This window comes from Deltaproteobacteria bacterium (genome assembly GCA_003194485.1).
In the GTDB taxonomy this organism is placed as follows: Bacteria; Desulfobacterota; Dissulfuribacteria; order Dissulfuribacterales; family UBA3076; genus UBA3076.
Genome location: PQXD01000034.1, coordinates 1 through 7,698, shown reverse-complemented (window position 1 = coordinate 7,698; position 7,698 = coordinate 1). Strand labels below are relative to the sequence as shown.

9 protein-coding genes are annotated in these 7,698 nt (G+C 49.5%); 4 read left to right on the top strand and 5 right to left on the bottom strand.

From position 1 onward, the window contains the following. Nucleotides 1-187: 187 nt before the first annotated feature. Nucleotides 188-1,243, top strand: coding sequence for a radical SAM protein (locus tag C4B57_11135; protein ID PXF52367.1), 1,056 nt, complete (start codon nt 188-190; stop codon nt 1,241-1,243). Here C4B57_11135 and C4B57_11130 read toward each other — a convergent pair. From C4B57_11130 to C4B57_11115, 4 genes are read right to left on the bottom strand one after another with little or no spacing between them, the layout of a single operon-like run. Beyond that, nucleotides 1,212-2,243 (bottom strand): nitrate ABC transporter substrate-binding protein, encoded by a 1,032-nt coding sequence (locus tag C4B57_11130; GenBank protein PXF52366.1) that lies wholly within the window; start codon nt 2,241-2,243, stop codon nt 1,212-1,214. The genes C4B57_11135 and C4B57_11130 overlap by 32 nt on opposite strands. Next, on the bottom strand, nt 2,216-2,998 hold the full coding sequence (locus C4B57_11125) for an ABC transporter permease (protein ID PXF52365.1): 783 nt from the start codon (nt 2,996-2,998) through the stop codon (nt 2,216-2,218). The genes C4B57_11130 and C4B57_11125 overlap by 28 nt, the downstream gene beginning before the upstream one ends. Beyond that, the gene (locus tag C4B57_11120) at nt 2,995-3,717 is read right to left on the bottom strand and encodes a nitrate ABC transporter ATP-binding protein (GenBank protein PXF52364.1); all 723 of its coding nucleotides are present in this window, start codon (nt 3,715-3,717) and stop codon (nt 2,995-2,997) included. The genes C4B57_11125 and C4B57_11120 overlap by 4 nt, the downstream gene beginning before the upstream one ends. A gap of 25 nt (nt 3,718-3,742) precedes the next feature. Beyond that, nucleotides 3,743-4,606: a zinc/iron-chelating domain-containing protein gene (locus C4B57_11115; protein PXF52368.1), complete on the bottom strand. Its 864-nt coding sequence runs from the start codon at nt 4,604-4,606 to the stop codon at nt 3,743-3,745. 676 nt (nt 4,607-5,282) lie between these two features. Between C4B57_11115 and C4B57_11110 the strand changes: the two genes are divergently transcribed. Then, nucleotides 5,283-5,876 carry a hypothetical protein gene (locus C4B57_11110; GenBank protein PXF52363.1) on the top strand — a complete coding sequence of 198 codons (594 nt, stop codon included), beginning with the start codon at nt 5,283-5,285 and terminating at the stop codon, nt 5,874-5,876. Nucleotides 5,877-5,968: 92 nt separating this feature from the next. Here the strand turns inward: C4B57_11110 and C4B57_11105 are convergent, their stop codons facing one another. After that, nucleotides 5,969-6,841: a hypothetical protein gene (locus C4B57_11105; protein ID PXF52362.1), complete on the bottom strand. Its 873-nt coding sequence runs from the start codon at nt 6,839-6,841 to the stop codon at nt 5,969-5,971. 68 nt (nt 6,842-6,909) lie between these two features. Between C4B57_11105 and C4B57_11100 the strand changes: the two genes are divergently transcribed. Together C4B57_11100 and C4B57_11095 are read left to right on the top strand one after the other, a co-directional pair. Further along, nucleotides 6,910-7,092: a hypothetical protein gene (locus tag C4B57_11100; protein PXF52361.1), complete on the top strand. Its 183-nt coding sequence runs from the start codon at nt 6,910-6,912 to the stop codon at nt 7,090-7,092. A 285-nt stretch (nt 7,093-7,377) separates the two neighbouring features. Further along, nucleotides 7,378-7,593, top strand: coding sequence for a hypothetical protein (locus tag C4B57_11095; GenBank protein ID PXF52360.1), 216 nt, complete (start codon nt 7,378-7,380; stop codon nt 7,591-7,593). Nucleotides 7,594-7,698 lie beyond the last annotated feature (105 nt).

Sequence of the window (7,698 nt, the reverse complement as noted above, 5' to 3'; positions counted from 1 at the left end):
CCACAAGGGGCAGCCAATTTTACCAAATCTGCTTTGTTGTCAGGCACTTGAAGTACAAAAGTACGTCTGCGTGCCTTCCGCCTCGCATCTTTGGCAAACTTGGCTGCTGCATAATTCGGGTTTATATTCTCATTTTCGGGGTGACAAAAGGCCACGTCATGAACGTTTAGGTGACCTATTATTTATTATGGAGATAGAACGCAGAACAGTCCAGTTTCAGGCCAATACGCGCAATCTCTTTTTTCACATACTCACTCAGTGCAATCTCCGTTGCCGCCATTGCTATATTAACCCGGAACAGCATGGCAGCCGGATACTGGATGAGAGGACCCTGGCCGAGTGGCTGGCTATCTTTGCAGGCAATTGCAAGATCCCTGAATCCCTGAATCACCGGATTACCAGATCACCGGGTAACACAAATGTCATATTCCTTGGCGGAGAGCCCACTCTCAGTCCTGCATTGCCCCATGCAATAAGAGAGGCAAGGCGTTTGGGCTATGCCTCCATAACTGTGGACACCAACGGTTATCTCTTTAATGATGTCCTTGACAGGGTTTCTCCTGAAGAACTGGATTACTTCAGTTTCAGCCTTGATGGCTCCCGTCCGGAGGTCAATGACTTCATCAGGGGAGAAGGGGTCTTTGACACATGCACTTCCGGGGTCAGGCAGGCATTGGAGAAAGGCTTCGGGGTGAGCGTCATCTTCACGGCAAGCCGCATGAATATCCACGACCTTGTCAATATGCCGCCGCTTTTAACAGGCCTGGGAGTGAAGCGTTTTTTTATTCAGGTCATAGGTATAAGGGGCAAGCCTGCCAGGAGGGGCGAGACATCACTGCAGCTCAGCCGGGGAGAATGGGAGACGGTTGTCCCGGAGGTTGCGAGAAAGGCCGCTGAAAAAGGCCTGCATGTGACATATCCCAAGGTGTTCTTGAAGCCTGATGAGCCATTTGCCTGCGCAGGACTTGTTGCGGATAATTATTTTGTGTTCCCTAACGGCAGGGTTTATACATGCCCTCTATGTGAAGACTACCCAATACACTCAATGGAGATTGTGGGCGGCGTGCTCAAGGAGCGCCCTCCCATAAGGGAGTGCGACCTTTACCAGCTCCGGATTGCAGAAGGCTGTGTGTTAAACAGGATACTCCATCCCGGGAATATCTCCTACGACTCGGACGGCAGACCCGTCAGCCGCATAGCCTGCTGCATGCTCAAGGAGGAGGTCCTGCCAGCAGAGAGGTAATATCTACTTTGTGAGAAATCAGTCCCTGTGTCGCGAGGATCTCCGCAGTCTGCCGCCAGGCCCTGATGTCAATCGTCCCGATGGCCCCGGGACTTTCAGGAACCACGAGCGTCCGGGTCTCGGCAAGTTGATGTTGTATAACAGAGACAGGGGTATCCGGGTCAAGCCTGTGAATCGTCTCGGCTACCTTGAGTTCCAGTTCGGGGTCCATTGCATCTCTCCAGCCCTCCAGAACGGCTTCCGTGAAGTCCCGGACCAGTTGCGGCTGTTCGCTGTAGACTTTTTTTGATGTTATGATGGAATTGGCCACGAATCGAATTCCAAAGGCAGCGGGATTGAAAAAACCGGCCTGTTTCCCGCTTTGCGCCATTTTTCCCCGGAGGATTATCCCCTGGGTATTGCGATACACGGGCCAGAGCTCGACCTCTCCTTTCCAGAAGGGGTTGAAGTCGTAATGAACAGCATAGAGTTCCAGGTCATCCGGGTCGATTTTATACATTCTCAAAAGGGCCGACAATATGGCCTCGTCGTTGCCGCCGTAAGTAACGCCGACACAAAGGCCTTTCAGGTCCTGAGGTTTTGCTATGGCCAGTTTGCCCCTGTCATAGATCCACTGAAGGGGATTGACCTGGAATATCTGGGCAAGTACCACCACATGGGCCCCTTTGGAGGCGGCCCGGATCACCTGATCCGCCGAGGCCACGCCAAAATGGGCCCTTCCAAGTTCGAGGTCCTTTATGGCGTCCTGTTCCGGACCGCCTTCACGAAGCCTTACCGTGAGGCCGCGTGCCTTGAATATGCCTGATTCCCGGGCCCAGATTTCTCCTGCCACACTTGTGTTATAGAGCCACTTGAGCCGGACAATTATGGGGCCGCTGTCCCCGGTTTTTGTTGTGTTATCCTCCGTTTCAACCCGGGGGGCTTCGTTTGAGGTACATCTGATGAAGCAGAGGAGAAAAATAATCCATATCGTCAGGGCGTTGAAGCACGTGCGAGGCATGTTTTTTCCCCACGAAGTCTGTTCTTGATCCACACCCCGATTGTCTCAATGAAAGACAGATACAGGGAGGAGCAAAGGCCTATCAAAAACAGGGCGACAAGGATCTTTGCCAGATTACTCTGATACAGGGCCTTCCTTATTATATAACCGATCCCGTTGGTTGCGGCCAGGAACTCAGCTATTATGGTGCCGACCAGTGCCATTGTCCCGCTTCCCACTATCACGGTTGTGATCTTGTCCAGGTTTTCAAAGGTCCTTATGGAAAGCTCCAGTCTCCAGTTGATCCTGCCTGTTATCCTGAAAAAATGTTCGACCTCTTCCACAGGCTGCGCAAATATACCTATAAAGCTCAGAAGCAAAGGGAAGTAACATATCATCGCCGCTATGAGGAGCCTGGATGCCAGCCCGTCACCCAGGAACAGGAATATTATTGGTGCCACCGCCACTATGGGATATGCCTGGAGGTTATAGGCCGCTGTGCGCGTCAGGTTGCCCGGCCAGGAACTCAAGCGGCCCACGAGCCCGACTACGGTGGCAAGTACAATGGCAACCATATGTCCTGCTATTGCAACAGCCAGGGTATCCAGCACTGCTTTCACGTATATCAGGCCATTCTGACCAGCTACCTGTAACACTTCCAGGGGCGGCGGTATCAGGTAATCAGAAAAACCGTATACTATCTTTACGCCCCAAAGCAGGCCTAAAGCAACTGCATAAATAGAGATAAATTGAAACAGGCGTTTGAGGGTCCTCACGGCCGGGGCTCACTGGTGCTTGCTGCAGATCTGAGGATTGCGTAAACTCGCTCCTGCACCAGCTCTTCGCTGGCCTCCCTGCCCTCTTGATGGCCAAGGCCGGTTATTTTATGGATCCTGTCTGTACCGGCTGCGGAAGCATGGGGAAGGACATAGACAGCCTGTGAAAAACGGGCTACTTCAAGGACATTATGGGATATATATAGAAACGTCTTTTGAGGAAACAGGATTTTCAATCTTTCAAGGATGTGGTTCCGGGTAGGCTCATCTACATTGGCGAGCACTTCATCCGCTATCAGCAGATCGAATTCCTGGACCAGATATCTGGCAAAATTTATCCTGTTCTTCTGTCCCATGGACAGGCCTGAAAAGCGGCTTTCCAGATAGGCCTCCATTCCGTAATCCTTTAGTATTGTTGAAAGGAGCGAGGTCTTGGAGGCCGGGGTCACGGACCTGAGATGTGCGCCGACCGTGCCCCATCCCGGTATGCGCTCTGCATTGTGGGTGTAGAGGATGCACCCGGTCTTTGGGCAATCAATTTCACCCTGCCCTGGGGATAGTTCTCCGCTGATAAGTCTTGCCAGTGTACTCTTCCCCGTTCCTGAGAGCCCGAACAGGGCGAAAAAACCAGGTCCTTCCAATGTCCAGTCAAGATTATTGAAGACAGGGGAATCCGCCCCGGGGTAAGTGTAATGGAGATGCCTGCAGGCAATATGCATCTAAGTCATTACCTATGATTTTTTATCACCGTCCGCCCTTGGCCGATTTTCTGGATTTCTTGCCTTTTTTACGTCTCTTCTTGATGATTTTCTTAACTGTTTTGTCAAGTACGTCCTTTTTTAGCCTGATTATATCGGATTCTACTCCGAAGACCACGTGCTTCAGATACTCAAACCCGAACTGCATGAGGGCGACATCGTCTCCCAGTATCTCCTTGAGGGTATTATCATTTACTGCAAATGAGCCAAGAAAGGGGCTCTGAAAGACGAATTGCCTGAATCGTTCCATATTGGTCGTAACCATGTAAAACAGGTGCTTTGCCTTTTCGGGCATCTCGACCGCTTTGCCAAAAGAGCTTTTGCGCAGAAGGAGTTCGAGCCATCCGCGGTTCATTGAGTCATAGAGGTCGGCCCCCTGGTCTGCCCTCCAGGAGTCAACAGTCCACTCGGTGGACTCCTTAAATCCCATACAGTGGTCCTCTCTGACCACAAAAAAGAACTCTTCTTCCTCTCCTTTGAGCTTATCCTGCTGCCTGAGACTTGCAATTCCCAGTGGATAGTAGCGACAGCAGACAGGACGGTCGGAATAGATCTGACAACCTTTCGGGCTGACAAAGGGGCAGCGCCCTCCTTCATCTTCCAGCATCTTGAGCCTGGCAATCGGCAGTTCTGTCTGGCCGAGTATCTCAGGTGTCGTATAGAGTTGCAAGAACATATCCGCTGTAAGGCCGAGCCTGTTCTTGATCTGAACTATATCGTACGGAGTGAGAATAATATTTACGTTGTGGCAGCACCGGTTGAAACAGGATATCCCCGGGTAGCAGCGGAAAGTGAAGGTGCTGTCCTTTTCAAGGCGGACAGGCTCTATCACCCCGCCGGGCTCACCCATCTTGAGAGCGCTGTCGACTTTTTTGTAGATGTGTTCAAGTGTCATATGGAGTAACAATGAGCCCTAGGCCCTTAACCTGTTTCAGCACGCTTACAGCGGCATCGTTATAAAGAAAAACAATCTTAATTTAGTAAATATTCGGTGAAACCGTTATACCCTGCCTTGGAGCGGCTACTTTTTCCGGGTTTCAAAGCTTGTTCATTGCAGACCGGAGATGCAGTGCGATCCGGCCCGCGACCCAAAACCCCGTAAAAAAGCAAACCGCTTCTGCGGCAAGGCGCGGATGGCAACTCTGAGGCGCGGTAGACCATGGACGGTTTCACCGAATATTTATATAATCTATAATCTACTCTTCCCTATTAGGCAATAATTCGTCAAGATGAGGCATTTGCGCTATCACGTTTTTATGCTACCAGGCCGGGCCGACGATGTCTCCGGCAATACGGGAAGCCGGAAATTTAGTGAGCTGAATAACGGATCTGCATATGGAAAAACCCGGCCGAAATGAACCCTGCCCCTACGGCAGTGGGGAAAAGCATAAGAAACGCTGTCTGCATAATCACGGCACAGATTAAAGATAATATTGAAAATTTAAGCATTTGACATTAGTTTTGAGTCTGACCGCAAAAATTGGTCAAAAAAAGATTATTGAAATCGGTCCTTTCTATAATCAGCTATGAACAACAGTCAAATATCAAAACTGTTGAAGCAGCTTGAATCAGGGTACTCACTTCCTGCCCTATCTCCTGTGGCCCTGAAGCTGGTCGAGCTGGCATCAGATGAAAAATCTTCGTCCATGGATCTGGTGAGGCTGATTGACAAGGATCCACCATTGGCTGCACGGCTTCTAAAACTCGCAAACAGCGCATTCTTCGGCTCAAGAAATCCTGTATCTGCACTTAATCAGGCAGTTGTAAGGATCGGATTCAAGCGTTTACGGGTTATGGCCCTGTCAATTTCATTAAGGGACACCTTTCCAATGGGTAAGATAGGCCCTCTCAATTATGAAAAATTCTGGACGATTTCACTGTATCGTGCCCTTATCTCAAAATCACTCGCAGACGCCATTAAAAACAGCAATGCAGATGAGGCCTTCACCGCCGGCCTGTTGATGGAAATCGGGCTCCTTATCTTTTTTGATATATTCATCAAGGGAAAAAACGAGGAAGTTGACCTTGACCTTGAATCAATTGAAGATCTCTTGGCCTGGGAAAGAGACAAATATTCGGTAGACCATCGTCAAATTGGAGAGATCGTAACTTCTCAATAAGTCCTGGCAACTCCGATGCTTCTGTCAGCGTTTCTTTCTTATTCAGAGGATGCTCAGGTATATCAAGTAATGCTAACCGTGGCTGATGGAGATTATCTACATAGCAGCCTACGGTAGTTTCTGGTAAGCGGATAAATCCAGATGGTTTTCTTGGGAAGCAAGGCTTTGTGCTGACGGTCCAGCTTTCCCCGTCCCTTTGTTTTGCCGAGGCAGATCCAGTTGGCGGCTTTGTAGCAGGTTCCGCTAAAGCGAGGAATTTCGACAAAGGTCTCTGCCATGACAGGACGATAACCGTAACGTTGCTGCCAGTCGTCAGCAATGCGGTTGGCCGCCATGCTCAGGATTTTAGATGCCAGATTCCTTGAGTGGATCCAGGGCAGGATCAGAAATCGCGCGTTATTGACCACTAAATGGAGATTACGTTCCCGTTGCTCTGAGGTCCAGCCTATGAAACGATCCCGCGGAGCCGTTTTCCATGCTGCTGCTCCGAATCCCAGCAAGGCCAATATGCGATCTCCATCCCGGACAAAGTACCGGAGTTGAGCACCAGGGAGTGGCTGGTAACCCAGATAATGATAGCGATCGATATACTCGTTCCAAAGATGAGACTGCTTTCGATCTGTTACCTGCTGTAGACAAAGATCTGTCAAGCTGTTGACCGGTGCGATGAACGGGACTGGCTCGGGTTCTGCCTGTGGGGTACGGCGAAGATAGCGTTTACCGTTACTGTTGCCATGCCTGGGGGATGGGAGTTGAATCAGACCGTCATCTTGCATGCGGATCATGGCTACACGACAACTCATATCTTTTATGCGTCCATCCGGACGGCGCCAGTCGAACATATTACAGACAAGTCTTGACAGAGCTGCGCGACTTGATTCCGGATTGTCCGCAATCAGACGTTTAATGCGTTGTAGCTCGGTGTTGGAAAAATCCCTTCCGCAATAACGAATCCTGCTATCCATTACCGTCAACCATTGACAGATATTGGTGACGCCCGTTGGCGAATGATTTCACTGAGCAATGGAATCTCATGGCAGCTGGTTACTTTGTCCAGGAGATACTTCCAGAAGGAGATACCAAGCTTGCGGCATGTCTTCTTGAGACTGGTGAAGGTATCCCTCGATCGACGGCCAAGATCGTTGCGGGTAGAACCGCTGACCTTGCGCCTTTTGACATACTCGCGGATGTCGTTTTCGCTCAAGTTGTTATGTAATGGAACATCCGGCCTTTCAAGTACCAATAAAAGTTCCGGCTTGTTTTTATGGTTTCACTTAAGCGCGAGATCCAAGGTTATACAGCAGGTCTTGGTCGTAAATAGATTGTCAAAACAGGTCTCAATCTCTGTCTTCTTCTCTTTGTCTGGATTTTCTTTATAGGCCTTCAGATCGTCATACAGATCCCAAAATCGGGTCTTGATATCTTCAATTGCTTCGCGCTGTTTATCATTAATGCCAACTACCTTATTTATCGTTCGTTCAGCATGGATCCAGCAAAGGGCATGCAGGAATACATTGAACTGTCCAGTATCGTCGCTGATGATAACGAGATCCGGATTCAGGCCGTGCTCAAGAACACTTCCAAAAGTCGCACCTTCCGTTGCAATACGGACATGCCTTTCGGAAAAGATGCCCAGATCCTGAAGAGTGTATCCCCACTCCTCTCTGGTGCCAAAATGTTTTTTGTCATGGCCTGTTATACACGACGTCAGACATAGCTGCCGAAAATTGATAGATCCCTTTCAACAATTAATGTGTAATTCAAAATACTTATGCGAAATAGCAATTGCAAAAATCGGCAATTACTTATGACGCTGTGTATA